Origin of the sequence: Caballeronia sp. SBC1, assembly GCF_011493005.1 — a bacterium.
In the GTDB taxonomy this organism is placed as follows: Bacteria; Pseudomonadota; Gammaproteobacteria; order Burkholderiales; family Burkholderiaceae; genus Caballeronia.
On the sequence record NZ_CP049156.1, the window covers coordinates 599,294 to 619,966 of the forward strand.

Genomic DNA, 20,673 nt, shown 5'->3' on the forward strand with positions numbered 1-20,673 from the left:
CGAGCAAGACGGAAATCAAATGGTCATGCGCCACAACGCAATCACGAGCAGCGTGAAGAACGCAGCGGCAATGTCGTCGAACATGATGCCGAAACCACCTTTCAACCGGCGGTCGAAATAACTGATGGGCGGCGGTTTCACCATGTCGAAGAAACGGAACACGATGAACGCCCACAATTGCCCGGTGAACGTGGCCGGCGTGACGAACAGCAACACCAGCCAGAACGCGATGATCTCGTCCCACACCACCGGCGACGGATCGGCAATGCCCATTTTTTTTGCCGTGAAACCGCAGAACCAGCAGCCGGCCACGAACCCCACGGCGATCAGCGCTGCCCATTCGGCGACTGTCAGGTGCGGGTTGAACACCACGAACGATACCCACGCGAACAAAGTGCCGACCGTGCCGGGCGCGATCGGCGACAAGCCGCTGCCGAAGCCGAGCGACAGGATATGCAGCGGATGCGACAGCATGAATCGCACGCTCGTCCGGCGTGGAGGCTTCGGGGGTGGCGTCTCGTCGATTGTGTCGATGATTGGATCAGTCTGCATGAAAATGGTCGAAGCCCGTGTCTGGAAAATAAACCGGACCAGTGTTGTCGCGCCAGTCGATAGCCGGCAGGTCGTGATGCTCGCCCGTCGGGGCCGCGCTGGACGTGCCGGAAGCCGCTTGTTCCTCGGCGGCCGGACCCTCGATTGTACCGATACGCGTCAACAAAATTTTCTGCGCCGTTCCTATCTGCTCGATTTCAGCCCGCGCGGCGACGGGCGCGGTGAAGCAGAGTTCGTAGTCGTCGCCGCCCGCCAGGATGCAATGCACTTGCGCGGTTTCGGTCAGCGTGGCGAGCGTGCCGGAGCGCGGTATCTGATCGATATTCACTGTCGCGCGCATCTTCGAGCGCTCCAGGATGTGCAGCAAGTCGCCGGCGAGACCGTCGGAGATATCGAGCGCGGCGTGCGCGATTCCCCGCAATGCGATGCCGAGCGCCACGCGCGGTTCCGGTTGTTCGAGTGCCTTGATTGCGATGGCTTCGTCGGCAGGATCTTTCATCGACCATTCGTTGCGGCGCAGGCCGAGCCCGGCACGCGCACCCCCCAGGACGCCGGACACCCAAATGTCGTCGCCTGGGCACGCAGCGTCGCGCCGCAGCGCCTGCGCAGCCGGGACATCGCCGAACACGGTAATGCTGATGCACACGTGCGGGCCGCTGGTTGTATCGCCGCCAATCAGCTCGCAGCCGTACTGGTTCGCCATCTGGAACAGACCGCTGCTGAACGCTTCGAGCCAGCTTTCATCGGCTTTCGGCATCGACAACGCCAGGGTGAACGCACGCGGCTTCGCGCCCATGGCTGCGAGGTCCGAGAGGTTCACTGCCAGCGCCTTGTAACCGAGCGCCCACGGGGAGACATCCGGGAAAAAATGGCGGCCTGAGACCAACATGTCCGTGGAGATTGCCAGATGCTGACCGCGCTTCGGTGCGAGCAGCGCACAGTCGTCACCAATGCCGAGCGTTGCCTTCGGCTCGTCGTCCGTTGCCGGAAATGCGGCGGCGGGCTGGGAGAAATATCGTTCGATCAGGGAAAACTCTGAGAGCATCGGCGATCCGGCAATGTCGAGGGAGAGTTAAGGACGATGCGCGCCTGTTGACGCGCGTTTCATCTCAATAAGGGAATTTTGCGGCGTGAACCGGCTGCCGGCGTGCGGCTCATGCTGCTTTTCCAGGTCTTGTCCAAATGGGCTATGTACCGCGTCTGGCCGGTATTGCCGGTCGGGACGGCCTTTGATTGGCGCTACAATGCATTCGAACTTCTATTCTAATCTTGCCTTTAGACCGACGCCTCATGACCACTCCAGCCGATAACGCCAAAGCCAAACTCCGCGAAGCCGCGCTCGATTACCACGAGTTTCCGACTCCCGGCAAAATCGCGATTGCCCCCACCAAGCAGATGATCAACCAGCGCGATCTCGCGCTGGCGTATTCACCGGGCGTGGCTTTCGCGTGCGAGGAAATTGTCGCCAATCCGCTGAATGCCGCGCGTTTTACCGCGCGCAGCAACCTGGTCGGCGTCGTGACAAACGGCACGGCGGTGCTCGGACTCGGAAATATCGGCCCGCTCGCGTCGAAGCCGGTCATGGAAGGCAAGGCGGTGCTGTTCAAGAAGTTCGCCGGCATTGACGTGTTCGATATCGAGCTGAACGAGATGGACCCGCTGAAGCTCGTCGACGTGATCTGCGCGCTCGAACCCACGTTCGGCGGTATCAACCTGGAAGACATCAAGGCGCCGGATTGCTTCATCGTGGAGCGGGAATGCCGCAAGCGCATGAAGATCCCGGTGTTCCACGACGACCAGCACGGCACGGCCATTGTTGTTGCGGCGGCCATTACCAACGGCCTGGTCGTGGTCGGCAAGAAGATTGAAGAAGTGAAGCTGGTCGCCTCGGGCGCGGGCGCGGCAGCCCTGGCCTGTCTGGACCTGCTGGTTGAACTCGGCATGAAGCTCGAAAACATCTTCGTGACGGACTTGGCCGGCGTGGTCTACAAGGGCCGCGTGGAATTGATGGACCCGGACAAGGAACGTTTTGCGCGCGAAACCTCGGCGCGTACGCTGGCGGACGTAATGGAAGGCGCTGACGTGTTCCTCGGTCTTTCCGCTGGCGGCGTGTTGAAGCAGGAGATGGTGAAGGGCATGGCGCAAAAGCCGCTGATTCTTGCGCTCGCCAACCCGACGCCGGAAATCCTGCCGGAACTCGCGCTGGAAGTGCGTCCAGACGCAGTACTTGCCACCGGCCGCACGGACTATCCGAACCAGGTCAATAACGTCCTGTGCTTCCCGTTCATTTTCCGCGGCGCGCTTGACGCGGGCGCGAGCACGATCACGCGTGAGATGGAAATTGCCGCGGTGAACGCGATCGCGGATCTGGCACGGCAGGAACAAAGCGATATTGTGGCGACCGCTTATGGCATTCAGGACCTGTCGTTTGGTCCGGAATACCTGATTCCGAAACCGTTCGACCCGCGCTTGATCGTGAAGATCGCGCCGGCCGTGGCCAAGGCGGCCATGGATTCAGGTGTGGCCACGCGTCCTATTGAAGACATGGACGCGTACGAACAGCATCTGCAGCAGTTCGTCTATCACAGCGGCACGACCATGAAGCCCGTGTTCCAGCTCGCACGCAGCGTGGAGCCGGACAAGAAGCGGATTGTGTTCGCCGAGGGCGAAGAGGAGCGCGTGCTGCGCGCGGTCCAGATCGCGGTGGACGAGAAGATTGCCAAGCCAATCCTGATAGGACGCCCGGCCGTGATCGCGCAGCGCATCACGAAGTACGGTTTGCGTTTGACAGCGGGCGTGGACTTCACCGTTGTGGATACCGATCACGACGAGCGGTATCGCGATTTCTGGCAGACGTATCACACCATGATGGCCAGGAAGGGCATCAGCGCGCAGATGGCGAAGCTGGAGATGCGCCGCCGCACTACGCTGATCGGCGCAATGCTGGTCAAGAAGGGCGAGGCGGACGGCATGATCTGCGGCACGATCAGCACCACGCACCGGCATCTGCATTTCGTCGATCAGGTGATCGGCAAGAAGGAAGGCTGCAGCGTGTACGCGGCAATGAATGCGCTGGTGCTGCCGGGCCGGCAGATTTTCATTGTCGACACTCATGTGAACGTGGATCCGACCCCCGAGCAGCTTTGCGAGATCACGATCATGGCGGCGGAAGAAGTGCGCCGCTTCGGGATTGTGCCGAAGATCGCTCTGCTGTCGCATTCGAACTTCGGCACAAGCAATGCGCCGACGGCCATCAAGATGCGCGACACGCTGGCGTTGTTGCGCGAGCGAGCGCCGGATCTGGACGTGGACGGCGAAATGCACGGCGACGTAGCGCTGGATGCGAATCTGCGCCGCGAAATCCTGCCTGAGTCAACGCTGGTAGGCGACGCGAATTTGCTCGTACTGCCGAATATTGATGCCGCGAATATTTCGTACAACCTGTTGAAAACGGCGGCGGGCAATAACATCGCCATTGGGCCAATGCTGCTGGGCGCGGCTCAGCCGGTGCACGTGCTGACGGCGTCGGCTACGGTGCGCCGGATCGTCAACATGACGGCGTTGCTGGTGGCGGACGCCACGGCTGTGGCGCGGTAAGGGTTTTTGAAGCCTGGGTTCAAAGCCCGGGTTCGAAACTCGCGGCGCTAAATTCGTGGGACCTGACCCGCGCGGGGCTGGCGGGTTCGAGCAGAACTCCGGGAAGAGGGATTGCAGAAAAGAGGGATTGCGACTTCTCGTCGCAATCCCTCTTTTTACTTCTGCGATCTTTGCCCGGCATGGACGGAGTGCCTGCTCGACTTAGTGACCTGAACCTTGCGGCTTACTGTGTTTCCCTGGACGAAAAAAAAGCGTGCCGGATGATCCGGCACGCCACGAGGCATGCAAGGGGATTTGCTTTGTCCTCCAAACAGCAATGGTGCCGACTTTGCGCCGTGGGAGCTTCGCGAGAGAGGCGACGCTGGTTCCACTCCCCAAACCATGCATGAAGCCATTATTCATCTATGTGGGATAAAAATATCTCAGACTGATCTTAAATATGATCGAGGCCTATTTTTTTGACCATCAACGAAAAAGTGCTGGCGAACCGCATGTAACGGTCAAATGCGAGGCAAAAATCGCCTGAAAAATGGGCATCTTCCGAACCAACATTGATTCCCGGTGTCATTAGCGATACCCTTACGTCTTTCATGGTCGTCATATTTCTGGGTTCAAAGCGGGGACAGGTTTCGTGAAGCGCGCATGGTTTTGTGGATTCATCGTGGCGCTTTCTTTGGTGGTAAGCGGCTGCGGGAAGAGCGGGCCGGATTCCCACAGCCCGGCCGCGAATACCTCAGCAGGAGCGTCGCAGGCGGAATCGCCGCACGTGTTGCAAGACAAGGACAAGCTGAAAAGCGATCCGCGCGCAGAGAGCTGGCGCGATACCGCATCAACGGGTTCGGAACCGTCGCAGACTACCGTCGACGCCGCGCAATTGCCGAAACAGGCCATTGTGACGCTGCGGCGGATTGAGGCTGGCGGGCCGTTTCCGTATGAGAAAGACGGCATCGTGTTTGGCAATCGCGAGCGTATGCTGCCGCCGCACCCGCGCGGCTTTTACCACGAATACACCGTTCCTACGCCGCGCGCCCGCGATCGCGGCGCACGTCGGATTGTATGTGGCGGGCCCCGTCGGCAGATCGACAACTGCTTCTATACCGACGACCATTACGTGAGTTTTAAACGCATTGCGGGATTAACTTCGGGATGAACGGCATGAGCGACAACATCTACGCGCACGACAACGGTGTCGCGGGTGATCTTTTCGCCGGCGATGGCAACATGTTCCAGCGAGTTTTGCGACTCCGCACGACAGACGAAAATCGACCCGACGACGAACAGAGCGCGGCGCTGTCATCATTGAACGAGGGGTCTATGAGTCTTTTCAAGACGGTACGATCGAATATCGTGCAGTCGATCCGCGCTTTCAGGGTCCAGGATCTCGCCGACGAAGCGAGCAAGCTGGGCCAGCATTTTCTTTACGCGTATTGCGGCCAGGCCCAGAGCAAGCAGGAAGTGCTCGAAACCATCGCCACGTCGTTTCTGTTTCCGAAGCACTTCGGGAAGAACTACGACGCGCTGTACGACAGTCTGACCGACCTCGTACACAAAGCCGGTTCGCAGCCGGGGTTCGTGATCGTGCTGGAAGCGTTGCCCGTCGCTCAGAAATTTGACAAGGAAGGGCGCGAGACCCTGCTCGACGTGTTTCGCGAAGCAGCGGAATTCTGGGCGGAACGGCGTGTGGCGTTCAGGGTGTTTTACTCGTTCGCCTGAACCGTTTGCCTGCCTGAGCCGTTCGCCTGCGTGAGCTGTTCGCCTGAACGTAAGCGGTAAGCGCCCAAGTTCGGGGCCATGTTCCCCGCGCCGGGCGCTGCGTTTTTTTTCGGTGCAAGGCGGTTAGAAAGCCGGTCGTCGTCTGTTGAACACGGGCGCTGACCGGCTTTTTTGCGTTTATTTTGGGATGGATCGTGGCGCGGCGGCGGCTAATTCACCACCCGCCCCAGCGCGCGGCGAGCGCAGCAAGGACGGCCATGCCGGCCGTCTCGGTGCGCAAGACGCGAGGTCCGAGACCAAGGGTGGTAAAACCGGCATCCACAATGGCCGCTTCCTCTGCCGGCGAAAACCCGGCTTCTGGCCCGATCGCGATGGTCACGGGTGCGCTGGGCGCGCTCGCTGGCAAAGAGGCAAACCCAAGCTGCGCTCGCGGCGACAGCAGCAGCCGCAACTCGCCATCTTCGGCGGGCGGTAGGTTACCGAGCCATTTATCCAGGACCTGAGGCGCCGCTACATCCGGCACCCGATTTCTTCCGCATTGCTCGCATGCGGCTTGCACCAACGCCTGCCAATGCCCTTGCCGACGCGCCGCACGTTCGCCCGATAGCCGCACCACGCCGCGCTCGGCAGTGAGCGGAACGATGGACGTGACGCCCAGTTCGACCGCTTTTTCGATCAGCCAGTCCATCTTGTCGCCACCCGCCACGCCTTGCGCCAGCGTGATGCGATAAGGCGGCTCCGTTTCGCGGTCGGTGAATTGATCGAGTTGCACGGTCGCGGTGCGCTTGCCGATTTCAACCAGACGCGCGCGATATTCACCGCCCGAGCCGTTGAAGAGATGGACGGTGTCCTCAGTTTGCAGGCGCAGAACGTGAACATGGCGGACGACCTCGTCCGGCAAGGGCATGATTTCGCCCGCGACGAGCGGGCTGGCTACAAAGAAACGTGGCATGAAGTGACTCGCCCGGGCGCTAAAAAGCGCGGGCAGGGAAGTGATGGGTGCTTGAGCTATATCCGTTCAGCCAACGACCAACAACGTAGAACGCGACAGACCCAGCCTAATTCAAATGCCGGGCGATTGCCCAGCGATACCCGTCCGGGTCTTCGAACTGCGCAAAACGATCGCCCCAGTACTGGTCTTGCGGTTCGATCAGCGGCTTCGCGCCAACCGCGATTGCACGTGCGAACGCGGCGTCTACATCGTCGACATAGAGATAGAACGATTGCGGCGCCATCAGGCCCGTGCTTTTCGGCGTCTTCGCGTGCGAGCCGTACGCGCCTTCAGGGGCGAACATCAGGATCAACTGTCCGCGATACGTCATCTCGACATGAATCACGGCGCCGTCGTCGTTGACGCTGTCACGCACCGCAAAACCTAGCGCCTGTTCGTAGAAGCCCGTGGAGACACGGGCGTCGCGAACGGTCAGGTAAGGCGTGAGCCACGGCACATCGGCGGGGCGGGGGTCGGACATAAGGGCTTCTCCTCGAGCTTGGCTTGATCGGTGCATTGTGCCATGGCGCCTTTTGGCAGAAGGGCTGCGCGGATTTCTGTTGCTGCGCTACGTCGCGCTGGCGCGATATGTCGATGCAGGGAGCGTGCCCGCGCGAAGCTTTCGTTATGATTTACGTTTCCGGCGGACAATCCCCTTCGGCGCCGCTCGCTACTGCGCTGCCCTCGCGCCAGCGCTCCAAAGTCGTCTGCTAGAATAACCGGCTTCCGATCCTCTCCGTTTCTCGTCGCTCCGGGTGTTGAAAACGTGGTTTCATCGTTCGCTCCGGTGCGTCGCCCAGAATCATCCCAGGATCTTTTCAGGACCTACCGGACTCGACATGACCACCCCGACTTCCAGCCAGACCACCCTGATGGCCAACGCAATCCGTGCGCTGGCAATGGACGCCGTTCAACAAGCCAACTCCGGCCATCCGGGCATGCCAATGGGCATGGCGGAAATCGGCGTCGCGCTCTGGTCGCGTCACCTGAAGCACAACCCGAGCAACCCGCACTGGGCTGACCGCGATCGTTTCGTACTGTCGAACGGCCATGGTTCCATGCTGCTGTACTCGTTGCTGCACCTGACCGGCTACGACCTGCCGATCAACGAACTCAAGAACTTCCGCCAACTGCATTCGAAAACGCCGGGACACCCGGAATACGGCATCACGCCGGGCGTTGAAACGACTACCGGTCCGCTTGGCCAGGGTCTGGCGAACGCGGTCGGCATGGCGCTCGCCGAAGCGCTGCTTGCAGCGGAATTCAACAAGGACGGCGCGAAGATCGTCGACCATCACACGTACGTGTTCCTCGGCGACGGCTGCATGATGGAAGGCATCTCGCACGAAGCCTGTTCGTTCGCGGGCACGCTCAAGCTGCACAAGCTGATCGCGCTGTACGACGACAACGGTATTTCCATCGACGGTCACGTTGAACACTGGTTCCACGACGACACCCCAAAGCGCTTCGAAGCGTACGGCTGGAACGTGATCCGTGCGGTAGACGGCCACAACGTGGACGCAGTGGACGCAGCCATTGCGCAAGCGAAGAACTCGGATAAACCCACGCTGATCTGCTGCCGTACGACTATTGGCAAGGGTGCGCCGACCAAGCAAGGCAGCCACGATTCGCATGGCGCGCCGCTGGGCGCCAAGGAAATTGCCGACGCTCGTGCGGGCATGGGCTGGACCTGGGAACCGTTCGTGATTCCGCAGGAAGTCTATGGGGCGTGGGACGCGAAGGAAGCCGGTGCCCGTGCTGAAGCGGAATGGAACAAGCAATTCGATGCCTACCGCGCAAAGCATTCGGCCGAAGCCGCCGAATTCGTCCGTCGGATGAACGGTGAACTGCCGGCCAAGTGGGCGCAGGACGCGAAGGACATCATTGAAGCCGCGAATCAGAAGGGCGAAACCATCGCGACCCGCAAGGCTTCGCAGCAGACGCTCGACGGCCTCGCTGCTGCGCTGCCTGAGCTGCTTGGCGGTTCCGCCGACCTCACGGGTTCGAACCTGACCAACTGGAAGGCATCGAAGCCGGTGCGCGCTGGTGAGAACACGAACGAAATCCAGTGGGGCAACCACATCAACTACGGCGTGCGCGAATTCGGCATGAGCGCGGCCATCAACGGCATCGTGCTGCATGGCGGCTATCGGCCGTTTGGCGGCACTTTCCTGACCTTCTCGGACTACAGCCGCAACGCGCTGCGCGTGGCTGCACTGATGAAGGCACCGTCCATCTTCGTGTTCACGCACGATTCGATCGGCCTTGGCGAAGACGGCCCGACGCACCAGTCGGTGGAGCAAACGTCGAGCTTGCGGCTGATTCCGCACTTACAAGTGTGGCGTCCGGCGGATACCGTCGAGACCGCTGTGGCATGGACGTACGCCATTGAGCACAAAGGACCGTCGGCGCTGATTTTCACGCGTCAGAACCTGTTGTTCTCGCCGCGTAACGACGTGCAGATCGCGAACATTGCGAAGGGCGGCTACGTGCTGCGCGACTGGAACGACGACATTCCGGCACGCAAGATCATCTTGATCGCCACGGGTTCGGAAGTCGAACTGGCGCTGAAGGCCGGCGAGAAACTGGCGCAAGAAGGCATTGGCGCACGCATCGTGTCCATGCCGTGTACGAACGTGTTCGATCTGCAAAATGCGGAATATCGCGACCGCGTGTTGCCGAAGGGCGTCGTGCGTGTGGCAATCGAAGCCGGCGTGACCGATTTCTGGCGTAAGTACGTGGGTCTCGAAGGCGGCGTGGTGGGTATTGATTCGTTCGGCGAATCCGCGCCCGCTGGCGAGCTTTTCAAGTATTTCGGCTTCACCGTCGAGCATGTTGTGGAAACGGCGAAAGCCGCGCTCGCGGGCTGATATCGGGCGCTTCGCAAGCGTTGCTAAACCAGCGAACCCGGAAGCAGCGAACTGGAACTTTTTTTCAGCCATCAGGAGATTGACCATGACGATTCGCGTTGCAATCAACGGCTACGGCCGGATCGGCCGCAATACGCTGCGCGCCTTGTACGAAAACGGCAAGAAGCACGACATCGAGATCGTTGCCATCAACGACCTTGGAGACGCCGCCACGAACGCGCACCTGACGCAGTACGACACCGCGCACGGCAAGTTCCCGGGCGAAGTGTCGGTGGACGGTGATTACCTCGTGGTCAACGGCGACCGCATCCGTGTGCTGGCTAACCGCAACCCGGCCGAATTGCCGTGGGGCGAGCTGAAGGTCGACGTCGTGCTGGAATGCACGGGCTTCTTCACGACGAAGGAAAAGGCCAGCGCGCACATCAAGGGCGGCGCGAAGAAGGTCATCATCTCGGCACCGGGCGGCAAGGACGTTGACGCAACCATCGTCTACGGCGTGAATCATCACGTGCTGAAAGCCTCGGATACGGTGATCTCGAATGCATCGTGCACGACGAACTGCCTGGCGCCGCTCGTCAAGCCGCTGAACGACAAGATTGGCCTGGTGAACGGCCTGATGACGACCATCCATGCGTACACGAACGACCAGGTTTTGACGGACGTTTATCACGAGGACCTGCGCCGCGCGCGCTCGGCCACGCATAGCCAGATCCCGACGAAGACCGGTGCGGCATCGGCGGTTGGCCTGGTGTTGCCGGAGTTGAACGGCAAGCTGGACGGTTACGCTATTCGTGTTCCGACGATCAATGTGTCGATCGTCGACCTGTCGTTCATCGCTGCACGCGACACGACGGTGGACGAAGTGAATTCGATCATGAAGGAAGCATCGGAAGGTTCGTTGAAGGGCATTCTGGGCTACAACACTGCGCCGCTGGTGTCGATCGACTTCAACCACAACCCGGCTTCGTCCACGTTCGACGCTACGCTCACGAAGGTGTCGGGCCGTCTGGTGAAGGTCTCGAGCTGGTACGACAACGAGTGGGGCTTCTCGAACCGCATGCTGGACACGGCTGTGGCGTTGGCTAACGCGAAGTAAAACGGGGAGACGGAGCCGCGAAGTAACGCGGTGAAATCAAGCTGAAAAAAAGCCGCCGGTTTGCAAGAACCGGCGGCTTTTTCACGCTGGGCGCGCGAACATCACGCGCCAGGAACGGTCTTTCGAAATCAGTTTTTCCTGTGCGGGCAATGCTCCTTCGTGCAGGTGCCATACAGCGCGAGGGCGTGTTCGTGCAGCTTGAAGCCACGGTCCTTGGCTATATCCTGCTGACGGCTTTCAATTTCAGCGTCGAAGAATTCTTCCACCATGCCGCAGTCCAGACACACCAGATGATCATGATGGGTCCCTTCGTTGAGCTCGAACACGGCTTTGCCCGACTCGAAGTTACTGCGCGACAGCAGCCCCGCTTGCTCGAACTGCGTGAGCACGCGGTAGACGGTGGCAAGACCGATGTCGAGTTCCTCGTGCAACAGGTTTCTATATACGTCTTCTGCAGTCAGGTGACGCACAGGACTATGCTGGAAAATCTCAAGTATCTTGAGCCGGGGCAAGGTTGCCTTCAGCCCGATATTTTTCAGATCGGCGGGATTGGTCATCGCTAGGCATCCCTAGAGTACAATTCAAGGTTCTCATAGTAATGCGTTTTTACCGTTCCGGTCACCATCCGAACGAAATGGCGCGATCTCCGAAAGACTCCGAAATTCTTGCGCCCCCACGGGCGATGGGCCAGGCGAAGGGTGAAATGAAGGGTGAAATGTTTCTAAAATCTTTATTGAATAGCCGGGAGAGCCGTCGTATGCGCGGAACTTTGATCGCTGCCGCCACTATGACCGTCCTGGCCGGTTGTTCCACTTACGATAGCGTTACGCAGAGCTTCGCGCAGCACATCACGCCGTATCGGATTACGGTTGTACAGGGGAACTTCGTTTCGGCGGAAGCAGCGAGCCAGATGAAGGTCGGCTTGACGCGCGACCAGGTGAAGACGCTGCTCGGCACGCCGTTGCTGGCAGACATGTTCCATGCGAACCGCTGGGACTACGTCTTCTACTTCAAGCGCGGTTCCACGTCGGTCGTGCAGCAACGTGATTTCGTCGTGCTTTTCGAGGGCGATCACGTGGCGAGCTGGTCAGGCGGCGAGAATTTGCCGTCCAACCTGGAATTGCTTGCTGAAATTGACGGCGACAAGGGCCGTAAGCTGACCGCCGCTACGGCTGCGGCCACGGCTGCAGCAGCCAGCGCAACGGCGGCAGCGGGTACGTCCGCCAACGGTGCTGCTGTTGCGGGAGCGGCCGGTGCGTCGGGCGTGCAGCCGGACGCATCGAATGCGGCGAACGCATTTGCTGGCGACGCCAACCAGCAAGCCGCCCAGGCCGCGAATCGCGCGACTGACGCCGTGCAGACGCCAACGGGCCGCGCCCGGTCATCGGCCATGCCGACCGTGCCGGGTAATCCGGGATTACCGCCGAACGTCAACGCCGCAGGCAACTCGCAGATCCAGTTGCAGCGTCGTCCGACTACGGTCACGGTTCCGGACAGCAGTGCCGTGGGCCCGCAGGGCATGTCGCCCGCCCCGGCGGACACCAGCAATGGTCTAGGCGCGTCCTCCGTGCCGGCGACAAGCACCAACTAAGCATAGCGGCAGGCTTTGTCCTGCCCGTTTCACTTGGGTGCGTCGGGTCCTATCCTGTTCAAGCGGCCGTGCGCAGGCGGCCGCCGTATATCGCTTCCACGCTTCTGACTTCGTAGCCCCAACTCACGCGAGACACGCCATGAAAATCGCCATCGCTGGCGCATCGGGCCGCATGGGCCGCATGCTCATAGAAACCGTTCTCAAGGACGCCAACGCCACGCTGGCCGGCGCGCTTGACCGAACCGGATCGCCGCAACTCGGCCAGGACGCAGGCGCGTTCCTCGGACAAGAGACAGGCGTTTTGCTGACTGACAATATTGAGAATGTTTTCGCCAACGCGGACCTGCTGATCGACTTCACGCGGCCCGAAGGCACGCTCGTGCATCTGGAAGCGGCGTTGCGGCATAACGTGAAAATGGTCATCGGCACGACGGGTTTTGACGATGAACAGAAAGCCCAGTTGCGTGCCGCCGGTGAAAAAATCGGGATCGTGTTTGCGCCGAACATGAGCGTGGGCGTGAACGTGACGCTCAAGCTGCTCGAGTTCGCGGCCCGGCATTTCGCCGAAGGTTACGACATCGAGATCATCGAAGCGCATCACCGGCACAAGGTCGACGCACCGTCGGGCACCGCGCTCGCAATGGGTGAAACCATTGCCCACGCGCTCGGCCGCGAGCTGAAGGACTGCGCCGTGTACGGCCGCGAAGGCGTGACGGGCGAACGCGATCCGTCGACTATCGGTTTCGCGGCGATTCGCGGCGGCGACATTGTCGGCGATCACACTGTGTTGTTCGCGGGCCTTGGCGAGCGGATCGAAATCACGCACAAATCGGCTAACCGCTTGTCTTACGCGCAGGGATCGTTGCGCGCCGCGCACTTTCTTGCGGGCCGCGAGCGCGGTTTCTTCGACATGCAGGACGTGCTCGGGTTGCGCGTGGCCTGAGTTTGAGCCTGATCCTGAGTCTGCTCCTGAGCCACCCAAACCCGGGGTTTTTTTCCGATGGCAACAACCGGCATCATTCATTACTTGCAGAGCGGCGACGGCATCACGCATGGCGTCGCGGGCGTGCTTCTGGCCATGTCGGTGGCGAGTTGGTGTTTTCTCATCGTGAAAGCGTGGGTCCTGGTGCGCGCGAAGCGTCAGGGACCGCGCGCCGTGCAGCGTTTCTGGCAAGCGCCAACGCTCGCCGAAGGCATCGCGGAGTTGCGCAAAGCGGATAAGGAACGCGTGTATCTGCCGCTTGCGGTCGCTGCGTGGCGTGCGTCGGAGGCGGAAATGCCCGGCGCGTTGATCGCGCATGTGGAGCCCGGCGAGCGTGTGTTGCGCGCGTTGCGGCACGCGTTGCTCGCGTCGCAACGGCGGCTTGAATTTGGGCAGGTTTTGCTGGCATCGGTGGGGAGTACCGCGCCGTTCGTCGGTTTGCTCGGCACCGTATGGGGCATCTATCACGCGCTGGGCAGTATTGCCGCGAGCGGGCAGGCAATGATCGAAAATGTGGCCGGCCCGGTCGGCGAGGCGCTCATCATGACGGCGTTCGGCCTGGTCGTCGCTATCCCTGCGGTGCTTGCGTACAACGTGCTGGGACGGCTGGTGCGGCAGATTTCGGAAGAACTCGACGGCTTCGCCCACGACCTGCACGCGTACACGAGCGGCGTGGCGCCGCGCCGCGTCAAGAGCGCGCCCGTTCAGGACCGCGTGGTTTAATCAACGCGCCAGACGGCCCTCTAATACCCCGTACCCGGACGAGCACATCATGGCATTCGGCGGACTGGACAAGAAATCGAACGGCGCTCCAATGGCCGAGATCAACATGACGCCGTTGATCGACGTCATGTTGGTGCTCCTGGTGATTTTCATCATCACGGCGCCGTTGTTCACGCATGCTATCCGGCTGGATTTGCCGAAGGTCGCGTCGCAAGTGGCGCGCGAGACGCCTGAGACCATCACGCTTTCCATCGACGATACGGGCAAGATCTACTGGAACGACAAGCCGATTGCGCTCGAGCAAATGCAGGCGCAATTCGCTGCGGAGGGGAAAAAGCCGGTACAGCCCGAGATTCATCTTCGGGCGTCGAAGGAAACGCGTTACGACGTCATTGCGAGAGTAATGGGTGCGGCGCAAAGCGCGGGCTTAAGCAAAATAGGATTTGTGACGGATCCATCGACGCGCGCCAAATAAAATCAGACGAGTGCGGTCGAGTTCAGCGAGGCCACTGTCGGCCTACTGATACGACATGGTGAACGTGGCCAACGCCTTGACCGTGCCGGCTTTCACCACACCGGTACGAATGTATTGCGCAGTCAGCGGCACCTGAAGTAGCCCGTTCGGCGATCCACCAATCAACCACTGATTCGCAACGCTCGGACCGGATGCATCCGGGCCGAATGCCACCAGCGTGTTCGCATTTCTCAGAAGCTGAATACCAATCCCTGTAGCGGTCGACTCGGGCTTAAGCGTGAGGGCGGTAGTCCGGTTCGATGGCGTCACAGCGTCGGTGATGACAATCGATACCTGGGCACCCGTCGTGCAAGCGAACCCCAGGTTGAACGTCTGACTGCCGGCGATCGCCCCAACGCCGCTCTCAAACGAGCGAGTGGCGACCGTCGGACGCGTGATGCTGTTAGCGACCGTCTGTACGGAACATGTAGCGGTGGTGAGCGTGCCGCTCGTGGCGCCTGTGTATACGGGCGACGCGGGCCATGATCCACCCACGTTTTTGATTGTGTAGGTGAATGACACAATGGGCGAACTCGACAGTGTGGTGACACCTCCCTGCGTCGGACCCGTCACCACGAGACTGGGCGTCACGATCACTTTCGCATAGACGTGAGCGCCTCCGGGGACACCATTGATCAAACACGAGACACTGATCGCTTTGTTCTTCATCGTCTGGTTGGTCGTGTCGCAGATTGCATCGCTATCGAAGGTGTAGCGGATGCCCAAGCCGTCGATGTTGGTCGGATACACGTCGGTGAATCCTGCTGCGGGCGCGGTGACGGTGGCCATATTGGCAATAATGGTTCCGGACGTCGTAGTTTCGTTTGTCGTGAGCCAACAGTTATTTGTAATCGTATTCGACGGTAGGGTGAGCACGGTTGAACCGGCTACAGCGCCAGCAGGGATCGAAATCGAACCTGCAGCGATCGTAAAGTTGAGGGTGCCAGCGTTACAGCTCAAATTATTCGCATGTGCCGGCGCGGCCACGAGCGCAGCGAACGCGAGCAACCACAGCCCGATTATTCGTCCGGCAGACCGCCGGGCGGCCCTCGTTTCCAAGGTGTTGTTCTTGCGCCCGTACGTTGCACACGTCTGCTGGAAGGAATGCGTCATGTGAATTTTCGTTAGCTGGGTGTTGCCTCTACCCCTTGCCAATACAATCGTCGTATCGATCCCGTCTCGTCAACTTCCAACAGGAACATAGTGCATTTCACTTCCGTAGGAGCGACGGGCCGGGAAGCATGAAGCGCGGTTTCAAACTGACGGGATCCACGGAAGCTGGCGCCAGTTAATCCCCCCGCATTGGGACGAAAAGACTCGTGGCGAATGTCCGCCATCCGGGACATACCCGTTTGAGCGACTTTCCCGGCGACCAAAGCAACGGCGTCGCGCGCGGGGTCCGATCACCCGGAAAATGCCTGTCAGCCTTCCTGCAGAGTTCCTACAGAGTCGAAAGCCAACCGCCCTTGGCGGCCTCGTACGCGTCAGACGGTATAATCGTGCGTTACCCGTGGGTAGTGTCTGATCGAGCAAAAACCGCGAAAAGCACACCCAAACGCATCTACTAGCGTCAGCAAAAGCCAAAAGACCATGCAAGATAAATACGTACCCGCCGACGTCGAATCCGCAGCGCAAAGCGACTGGCGCGCGAAAGACGTCTACCGGTCGACCGAAACCAGCGACAAGCCAAAGTTCTACTGCGTCTCCATGCTGCCGTACCCGTCGGGCAAGCTGCACATGGGGCACGTGCGCAACTACACCATCAATGACGTGATGTACCGGTTCCTGCGCATGAACGGCCACAACGTGCTGATGCCCATGGGCTGGGACGCGTTCGGCATGCCCGCGGAAAACGCCGCGATGGCAAACAACGTGCCGCCGGCAAAGTGGACGTACGACAACATCGACTACATGAAGAAGCAGATGCAGTCGATGGGCTTGGCTATCGACTGGTCGCGCGAAATTGCGTCGTGCAAGCCTGAGTACTACAAGTGGAATCAGTGGCTGTTCCTGAAGATGCTGGAAAAGGGCATTGCGTATAAAAAGACCGGGACAGTGAACTGGGACCCGGAAGACCAGACCGTGCTCGCGAACGAACAGGTGATTGACGGGCGCGGTTGGCGTTCGGGCGCGCTGGTGGAAAAGCGCGAGATCCCGATGTATTACATGCGCATCACGGACTACGCGGATCAGCTGCTGGGCGATCTGGAAGGCCTCGGCTGGCCCGAGCGCGTGAAGGTGATGCAGCAGAACTGGATCGGCAAGAGCTTCGGCGTGAATTTCGGCTTCCCGTACGAGATCGACGGCGAAAGCAAATTGCTGCGCGTTTTCACCACGCGCGCCGACACCATCATGGGCGTGACCTTCGCCGCCGTCGCCGCGGAACATCCGCTGGCAACGCGCCTTGCCCGCGATAACACGGATTTGCAGGCGTTCATCGAGGAATGCAAACGTGGCGGCGTGGCCGAAGCCGACGTCGCGACGATGGAAAAGAAGGGCATGCCCACGGGCTTTTTCGTCACGCATCCGCTGACGCACGAAAAAGTCGAAGTGTGGGTCGGCAATTACGTGCTGATGAGCTATGGCGAAGGCGCGGTCATGGGCGTGCCGTCCCACGACGAACGCGATTTCGCATTCGCGAAGAAATATTCGCTGCCGATCAAGCAAGTGGTCGCGATTGAAGGCAAGACCTACAGTACGGACGCGTGGGAAGAGTGGTACGGCAACAAGGAAGGCGGCGTACTCATCAACAGCGGCAAGTACGACGGCCTTAATTTCGAAGAAGCGACCACTGCTATCGCGGCTGACCTCAAAGCGCAGAATCTCGGCGACAAACAAGTCACGTGGCGTCTGCGCGACTGGGGAATTTCCCGCCAGCGCTACTGGGGCACGCCGATCCCGATCATCCATTGCGCCACGTGCGGCGACGTGCCGGTGCCGGAAGCGGATTTGCCGGTCGTGTTGCCGGAAGACCTGGTGCCGGACGGCACGGGTAATCCGCTCGCCAAGTCTGAAGCGTTCGTGAATTGCACGTGCCCGAAGTGCGGCGCGCCGGCAAAGCGCGAAACGGACACCATGGACACGTTCGTCGACTCGGCCTGGTATTTCTCGCGTTATGCCGCGCCGGACGCTACGACGATGGTCGACGAACGCACGGATTACTGGATGCCGATGGACCAGTACATCGGTGGGATCGAGCACGCAATTTTGCACCTTTTGTACTCGCGTTTCTGGACTAAGGTCATGCGCGACCTGGGTCTGGTCAAGTTCGGCGAGCCGGCGAAGAACCTGCTCACGCAGGGCATGGTGCTGAACGAGACCTACTTCCGCGAAGATGCTGCGGGCAAGAAGACGTGGATCAACCCGGCCGACGTGACCGTCTCGCACGACGACAAAGGCCGCCCGGTCGGCGCGGTGCTGAATGCCGACGGCAAGCCGGTGGTGATTGGCGGCGTGGAGAAGATGTCGAAGTCGAAGAACAACGGCGTCGATCCGCAATTGCTGATCGATGCCTACGGCGCGGACACAGCTCGCCTGTTTGTCATGTTCGCCGCGCCGCCCGAACAGTCGCTCGAGTGGTCGGGCACTGGCGTGGAAGGCGCGAGCCGCTTCCTGCGCCGCGTGTGGCAACTCGCGCATGGCCGCGCGGAGGTGCTTAAAACACACGCGAAGCTCGATAAATCGAAGCTGAACGACTCCGACCGCACACTGCGCCGCGAGATCTACACCATCCTGAAGCAGGCCGATTTCGACTACGGCCGCTTGCAGTACAACACGGTGGTCTCGGCGGCCATGAAAATGCTGAACGCCGTGGATAGTGCAAAGGACGCAACGCCCGCTGTTCTCAACGAGACCTTCAGCGTGTTGCTGCGCGTTCTGTACCCGGTCGTGCCGCACATCACGTTCCAGTTGTGGCAGGAACTCGGTTACGCCGATCTGCATGGCGGGCTGCTCGATGCATCCTGGCCGAAAGTGGACGAAAGTGCGCTCGAACAGTCGGAAATCGAACTGGTGCTGCAGGTCAACGGCAAGATGCGCGGAACGCTGACCGTGGCGAAGGACGCGTCGCGTGAAGACATCGAAAAGGCTGCGATTGCGCACGAGATGTTCGAGAAGTTTTCGGAAGGGCGCGCGCCGAAGAAGGTCGTCGTGGTGCCGGGCCGACTGGTGAACGTGGTCGTATGAGCCAGAGACCGCGCGCCGTGAAAATCCTGGAGGACGTTGTGAGCAGGGACGCTGTCAGCCCAAGTTTGACGAACACGAAGACGAAGCGCGCGATCAGCCGGCGCTCGCTCCTGACGCTTGCGTGCAGCGCGGTGCTGTTGTCCGCATGCGGTTTCCAGTTGCGTGGCCAGCAGGACTACGCGTTCAAGCGCCTCGCCATTGTCGGGGGCTCGCCGGAAATGCTCGGACGCCTCCAGCGCGTGGTGGAAGGCGGCAGCGACACCGTGGTCGTCAAGGCGACCGAAAAGCCCGACGCTGTCCTTACTCTGGGCGGCGGCACCGGCATGAAGACCTTGAGCCTGAATGCGCAAGGTGTCGTGCAGGAGTACGAACTCGACTACAACCTGACTTACTCAATGGTGGGTGCCGACGGTACCTTGCTGATTCCGCCTAGCGTGATTTCGCTGAATCGTGCGCTGACGTATAGCGATCAGTACACGCTGGCGAAGGGTATTGAAGCGCAGACGCTGTATCGCGACATGCAGTTCGACGCCGTGGACCAACTGACGCGCCGGCTTGCTGTCGTGCGTTCGCTGCATCCGGCGCCGAATGAAGCGCTACCGGGTATTGCGCCACGTGCACCGTTGCCTGTGCCGCCGCTCTAAGCGCACAAACACGCCACGCCACAAACCATGCAACTTCGACTCGACGCGCTCGACGCGCACCTCGCGAAAGGGCTGAAAGGCTTGTACGTCGTTTATGGCGACGAGCATCTGCTCGCGCAGGAAGCGTGCGACAAGATTCGCGCGAGCGCCCGGGCGCAGGGTTTCACGGACCGCTCGGTGTTTGTAGTCGATCGTTACTTCGACTGGAGTTCGCTGCTCGGTGCGAGCCAGTCGATGTCGCTCTTCGGCGACCGCCAACTGGTCGAGTTGCGCATTCCCACGGGCAAGCCCGGCAAGGAAGGCGGCGAGGCGCTGAAAACGCTGGCCGGCGCCGATAACCCCGACGTTCTCACGCTCATCACCTTGCCGCGGCTCGACGCCGCTACGCAAAAGTCCGCGTGGTTCACCGCGTTGAGCGGGCCGGGCGTGATGATGAAAATCGACCCGGTTGAACGCGCGCAGTTGCCCATGTGGATCGGGCAGCGGCTGAGCGCGCAAAACCAGCGTGTCGCGCCGGGCGAAGACGGGCGGCGCGCGCTGGTGTTCATCGCGGAACGGGTGGAAGGCAATTTGCTCGCCGCGCATCAGGAAATCCTGAAGCTTGGGCTTTTGCATCCGGCGGGCGTGCTCACGTTTGAACAGATCCACGACGCCGTTCTCAACGTCGCGCGCTACGACGTGTTCAAGCTCAACGAAGCCATGCTGACCGGCGACGTCGGGCGTCTGACGCGCATGCTCGACGGCCTGAAAGGCGAGGGCGAAGCCGGGACGCTCGTGATCTGGGCGCTCGTCGAAGAAATACGTACGTTGCTGCGAATGAAACGCGGTGTCGCAGCGGGCAAGCCGCTCGCCACGCTGTTGCGCGAGAACCGTGTCTGGGGGCCGCGCGAACGTCTGATCGGGCCTGCACTCTCGCGCGTGACCGAGGCGGCGCTTGAAAAGGCGTTGTCGCTGGCGGCGAAGCTGGATCGGCAAGTTAAAGGCCTGTCCGGCGGCGGTGGTCCGCGAGGCAGCACGAACCCCGGAGATCCGCCGCCCAATCCATGGGACGGCATGTTCGAGCTCGCGATGACCGTCGCGTCGTCGGGCAGTCCGCTGCAGGGCAAAGTGCCCGGCACTCCGCCAACGCCCGCTGGCAAGCGCCCGGCCTGACAACGGCTTAAAATCGATGTTCTTCGGCGACGAAAGCCGAACACCGCGTCCGATCAAGCGCCG

At 60.8% G+C, this 20,673-nt stretch carries 18 protein-coding genes; 12 read left to right on the forward strand and 6 right to left on the reverse strand.

From position 1 onward, the window contains the following. Nucleotides 1–15 precede the first annotated feature (15 nt). Nucleotides 16–552 carry a phosphatidylglycerophosphatase A gene (locus SBC1_RS02640; RefSeq protein WP_206365994.1) on the reverse strand — a complete coding sequence of 179 codons (537 nt, stop codon included), beginning with the start codon at nucleotides 550–552 and terminating at the stop codon, nucleotides 16–18. Further along, nucleotides 542–1,597 (reverse strand): thiamine-phosphate kinase, encoded by a 1,056-nt coding sequence (gene thiL, locus SBC1_RS02645; RefSeq protein ID WP_165987190.1) that lies wholly within the window; start codon nucleotides 1,595–1,597, stop codon nucleotides 542–544. Before thiL ends, SBC1_RS02640 begins: the two co-directional genes overlap by 11 nt. 245 nt (nucleotides 1,598–1,842) lie before the next feature. Here thiL and SBC1_RS02650 point away from each other — a divergent pair, with 245 nt between their 5' ends. The 3 genes from SBC1_RS02650 to SBC1_RS02660 all read left to right on the forward strand — a co-directional run bounded on the left by SBC1_RS02650 (nucleotide 1,843) and on the right by SBC1_RS02660 (nucleotide 5,862). After that, complete coding sequence (locus tag SBC1_RS02650) at nucleotides 1,843–4,149, forward strand: NADP-dependent malic enzyme (RefSeq protein WP_165086430.1); 2,307 nt, start codon at nucleotides 1,843–1,845, stop codon at nucleotides 4,147–4,149. Nucleotides 4,150–4,780: 631 nt separating this feature from the next. Next, nucleotides 4,781–5,299 carry a ribonuclease gene (locus SBC1_RS02655; protein ID WP_243830266.1) on the forward strand — a complete coding sequence of 173 codons (519 nt, stop codon included), beginning with the start codon at nucleotides 4,781–4,783 and terminating at the stop codon, nucleotides 5,297–5,299. Nucleotides 5,300–5,304: 5 nt separating this feature from the next. Further along, nucleotides 5,305–5,862 (forward strand): barstar family protein, encoded by a 558-nt coding sequence (locus SBC1_RS02660; RefSeq protein WP_047895752.1) that lies wholly within the window; start codon nucleotides 5,305–5,307, stop codon nucleotides 5,860–5,862. Nucleotides 5,863–6,076: 214 nt separating this feature from the next. Here the strand turns inward: SBC1_RS02660 and SBC1_RS02665 are convergent, their stop codons facing one another. Both SBC1_RS02665 and SBC1_RS02670 read right to left on the reverse strand, forming a co-directional pair. Next, the gene (locus SBC1_RS02665; RefSeq protein ID WP_165987191.1) at nucleotides 6,077–6,814 is read right to left on the reverse strand and encodes a 16S rRNA (uracil(1498)-N(3))-methyltransferase; all 738 of its coding nucleotides are present in this window, start codon (nucleotides 6,812–6,814) and stop codon (nucleotides 6,077–6,079) included. A gap of 106 nt (nucleotides 6,815–6,920) precedes the next feature. Then, nucleotides 6,921–7,334, reverse strand: a complete 414-nt coding sequence (locus SBC1_RS02670) for a glyoxalase/bleomycin resistance/extradiol dioxygenase family protein (RefSeq protein WP_097261018.1) — start codon at nucleotides 7,332–7,334, stop codon at nucleotides 6,921–6,923. 358 nt (nucleotides 7,335–7,692) lie between these two features. Between SBC1_RS02670 and tkt the strand changes: the two genes are divergently transcribed. Both tkt and gap read left to right on the forward strand, forming a co-directional pair. Beyond that, nucleotides 7,693–9,723 carry a transketolase gene (tkt, locus tag SBC1_RS02675; protein ID WP_165987194.1) on the forward strand — a complete coding sequence of 677 codons (2,031 nt, stop codon included), beginning with the start codon at nucleotides 7,693–7,695 and terminating at the stop codon, nucleotides 9,721–9,723. An 85-nt stretch (nucleotides 9,724–9,808) separates the two neighbouring features. Further along, complete coding sequence (gap, locus tag SBC1_RS02680) at nucleotides 9,809–10,819, forward strand: type I glyceraldehyde-3-phosphate dehydrogenase (RefSeq protein ID WP_165086438.1); 1,011 nt, start codon at nucleotides 9,809–9,811, stop codon at nucleotides 10,817–10,819. Between the two features lie 128 nt (nucleotides 10,820–10,947). Here the strand turns inward: gap and fur are convergent, their stop codons facing one another. Then, entirely contained in the window at nucleotides 10,948–11,376 is a 429-nt protein-coding gene (gene fur, locus SBC1_RS02685) for a ferric iron uptake transcriptional regulator (RefSeq protein WP_165086440.1), read from the reverse strand. Nucleotides 11,377–11,576: 200 nt separating this feature from the next. Between fur and SBC1_RS02690 the strand changes: the two genes are divergently transcribed. The 4 genes from SBC1_RS02690 (at nucleotide 11,577) to SBC1_RS02705 (ending at nucleotide 14,590) form a co-directional block, all read left to right on the forward strand. Then, nucleotides 11,577–12,410: an outer membrane protein assembly factor BamE gene (locus SBC1_RS02690; RefSeq protein WP_165987195.1), complete on the forward strand. Its 834-nt coding sequence runs from the start codon at nucleotides 11,577–11,579 to the stop codon at nucleotides 12,408–12,410. Between the two features lie 139 nt (nucleotides 12,411–12,549). Then, nucleotides 12,550–13,353, forward strand: a complete 804-nt coding sequence (dapB, locus tag SBC1_RS02695; protein ID WP_165987197.1) for a 4-hydroxy-tetrahydrodipicolinate reductase — start codon at nucleotides 12,550–12,552, stop codon at nucleotides 13,351–13,353. A 57-nt stretch (nucleotides 13,354–13,410) separates the two neighbouring features. Then, nucleotides 13,411–14,115, forward strand: a complete 705-nt coding sequence (locus tag SBC1_RS02700; protein WP_165086447.1) for a MotA/TolQ/ExbB proton channel family protein — start codon at nucleotides 13,411–13,413, stop codon at nucleotides 14,113–14,115. Between the two features lie 49 nt (nucleotides 14,116–14,164). Continuing rightward, the gene (locus SBC1_RS02705) at nucleotides 14,165–14,590 is read left to right on the forward strand and encodes a biopolymer transporter ExbD (RefSeq protein WP_165987199.1); all 426 of its coding nucleotides are present in this window, start codon (nucleotides 14,165–14,167) and stop codon (nucleotides 14,588–14,590) included. A gap of 42 nt (nucleotides 14,591–14,632) precedes the next feature. Here SBC1_RS02705 and SBC1_RS02710 read toward each other — a convergent pair whose 3' ends face one another. Beyond that, complete coding sequence (locus tag SBC1_RS02710; RefSeq protein ID WP_165987201.1) at nucleotides 14,633–15,418, reverse strand: fimbrial protein; 786 nt, start codon at nucleotides 15,416–15,418, stop codon at nucleotides 14,633–14,635. 801 nt (nucleotides 15,419–16,219) lie between these two features. Here SBC1_RS02710 and leuS point away from each other — a divergent pair. The 3 genes from leuS (at nucleotide 16,220) to holA (ending at nucleotide 20,610) form a co-directional block, all read left to right on the forward strand. After that, nucleotides 16,220–18,814, forward strand: coding sequence for a leucine--tRNA ligase (leuS, locus tag SBC1_RS02715; protein WP_165987203.1), 2,595 nt, complete (start codon nucleotides 16,220–16,222; stop codon nucleotides 18,812–18,814). Nucleotides 18,815–18,906: 92 nt separating this feature from the next. After that, on the forward strand, nucleotides 18,907–19,458 hold the full coding sequence (lptE, locus tag SBC1_RS02720; protein ID WP_165093026.1) for an LPS assembly lipoprotein LptE: 552 nt from the start codon (nucleotides 18,907–18,909) through the stop codon (nucleotides 19,456–19,458). A 27-nt stretch (nucleotides 19,459–19,485) separates the two neighbouring features. Further along, the gene (gene holA / locus SBC1_RS02725; protein ID WP_165086455.1) at nucleotides 19,486–20,610 is read left to right on the forward strand and encodes a DNA polymerase III subunit delta; all 1,125 of its coding nucleotides are present in this window, start codon (nucleotides 19,486–19,488) and stop codon (nucleotides 20,608–20,610) included. The last annotated feature ends 63 nt before the right edge of the window (nucleotides 20,611–20,673 follow it).

Bases quoted from the DNA above. Each gene is read 5' to 3' on its own strand.
- dapB (WP_165987197.1), top strand. From the start codon at position 12,550: ATGAAAATCGCCATCGCTGGCGCATCGGGCCGCATGGGCCGCATGCTC.
- tkt (WP_165987194.1), top strand. From the start codon at position 7,693: ATGACCACCCCGACTTCCAGCCAGACCACCCTGATGGCCAACGCAATC.
- SBC1_RS02640 (WP_206365994.1), bottom strand. From the start codon at position 552: ATGCAGACTGATCCAATCATCGACACAATCGACGAGACGCCACCCCCG.
- leuS (WP_165987203.1), top strand. From the start codon at position 16,220: ATGCAAGATAAATACGTACCCGCCGACGTCGAATCCGCAGCGCAAAGC.
- gap (WP_165086438.1), top strand. From the start codon at position 9,809: ATGACGATTCGCGTTGCAATCAACGGCTACGGCCGGATCGGCCGCAAT.
- SBC1_RS02700 (WP_165086447.1), top strand. From the start codon at position 13,411: ATGGCAACAACCGGCATCATTCATTACTTGCAGAGCGGCGACGGCATC.
- SBC1_RS02650 (WP_165086430.1), top strand. From the start codon at position 1,843: ATGACCACTCCAGCCGATAACGCCAAAGCCAAACTCCGCGAAGCCGCG.
- thiL (WP_165987190.1), bottom strand. From the start codon at position 1,597: ATGCTCTCAGAGTTTTCCCTGATCGAACGATATTTCTCCCAGCCCGCC.
- holA (WP_165086455.1), top strand. From the start codon at position 19,486: ATGCAACTTCGACTCGACGCGCTCGACGCGCACCTCGCGAAAGGGCTG.
- SBC1_RS02690 (WP_165987195.1), top strand. From the start codon at position 11,577: ATGCGCGGAACTTTGATCGCTGCCGCCACTATGACCGTCCTGGCCGGT.
- SBC1_RS02665 (WP_165987191.1), bottom strand. From the start codon at position 6,814: ATGCCACGTTTCTTTGTAGCCAGCCCGCTCGTCGCGGGCGAAATCATG.
- SBC1_RS02670 (WP_097261018.1), bottom strand. From the start codon at position 7,334: ATGTCCGACCCCCGCCCCGCCGATGTGCCGTGGCTCACGCCTTACCTG.
- SBC1_RS02660 (WP_047895752.1), top strand. From the start codon at position 5,305: ATGAGCGACAACATCTACGCGCACGACAACGGTGTCGCGGGTGATCTT.
- SBC1_RS02705 (WP_165987199.1), top strand. From the start codon at position 14,165: ATGGCATTCGGCGGACTGGACAAGAAATCGAACGGCGCTCCAATGGCC.
- SBC1_RS02710 (WP_165987201.1), bottom strand. From the start codon at position 15,418: ATGGCCACCGTCACCGCGCCCGCAGCAGGATTCACCGACGTGTATCCG.
- fur (WP_165086440.1), bottom strand. From the start codon at position 11,376: ATGACCAATCCCGCCGATCTGAAAAATATCGGGCTGAAGGCAACCTTG.